The sequence below is a fragment of the Streptomyces sp. NRRL F-2664 genome (assembly GCF_000719345.1).
In the GTDB taxonomy this organism is placed as follows: Bacteria; Actinomycetota; Actinomycetes; order Streptomycetales; family Streptomycetaceae; genus Streptomyces.
Genome location: NZ_JOFX01000239.1, coordinates 1 through 1,125, shown reverse-complemented (window position 1 = coordinate 1,125; position 1,125 = coordinate 1). Strand labels below are relative to the sequence as shown.

Genomic DNA, 1,125 nt, shown 5'->3' with positions numbered 1-1,125 from the left:
GGCGTGGCTGACGTTGAGTTGTTTGGTGCGTCGGCCGTTGGCGCGCCAGGTGGCGGCGAGTTGGTGGGCGGCGTCGTGGTCGCCGGTGATGACGGTGGAGCGGGGGGTGTTGACGGCGGCGATGTCGAGGTGGCCGTGGTGAGTGGGCAGGGTGTCGCGGATCTCGGCCTCGGTCGCCTCGATGGCGATCATGGCTCCGCCGGCGGGAGCGGACTGCATCAGGCGGCCGCGGGCCGCGACGAGGGTGCAGGCGTCGTCGAGGGACAGGACGCCCGCCACGTGGGCGGCGGTCAGCTCGCCCAGGGAGTGGCCCACGAGGTGGTCCGGGACCAGGCCGTAGTGCTCCACCGTCCGGTAGAGGGCGACTTCCGTCGCGAACAGCGCCGCCTGGGTCCACATCGTCTGGTGCAGGGGTGAGGTGGGGTCCCCGTCGGAGAAGAGCAGCGACTTCAGGGTCACGGACTGCTGGAGGCGCTCGTCGAGGCAGGCGCAGACCTCGTCCAGGGTCCGGGCGTAGACCGGGTGGGTCCCGTACAGTTCGCGGCCCATCCCCGCGCGCTGGCTGCCCTGCCCGGTGAACAGGAAGGCGGTCCTGCCGCCGCCCCGTTCCGCCGGGGGTCCGGTGATCACGTCCGGGGACTCCTCGCCCGCGGCCAGTGCGGCGAGCGCCCGCAGCCTGCCCTCCCCGTCCTGCGCGACGACCGCGGCGGAGTGGGCCAGGAGCGCCGGCGCGGCGGCCAGGGACCGGCCGATGTCCGCCGGTGCGATCCGCGGCGGTGCTCCGGCCGGGTCTGCTTGCGCCGTCCGCTCGGACACGAACGCCAGCAGCCGGTCGGCCTGGGCCCGCAGGGCCCCCTCCGTGTGGGCGGGGGGCTGTTCGAGGACGACGTGGGCGTTGGTGCCGCTGATGCCGAAGGAGGACACACCGGCCCGGCGCGGCCGGCCGGTCTCCGGCCACGGGGTCGCCTCCGTGAGCAGGGACACGGCCCCCCTGCTCCAGTCCACGTGCGAGGTCGGGCGGTCGACGTGGAGGGTGCGGGGGAGGAGGCCGTGGTGCATGGCCATGACCATTTTGATGACGCCGCCGACGCCGGCGGCGGCTTGGGCGTGGCCGATGTTGGATTT

1 protein-coding gene is annotated in these 1,125 nt (G+C 74.1%); it reads right to left on the bottom strand.

Features of this window, described 5'->3' with window-relative positions; all coding sequences use genetic code 11:
* Nucleotides 1–1,125 (bottom strand): acyltransferase domain-containing protein (locus IF89_RS0135545; protein WP_030777353.1); only part of this gene is annotated, 1,125 nt, incomplete at both ends.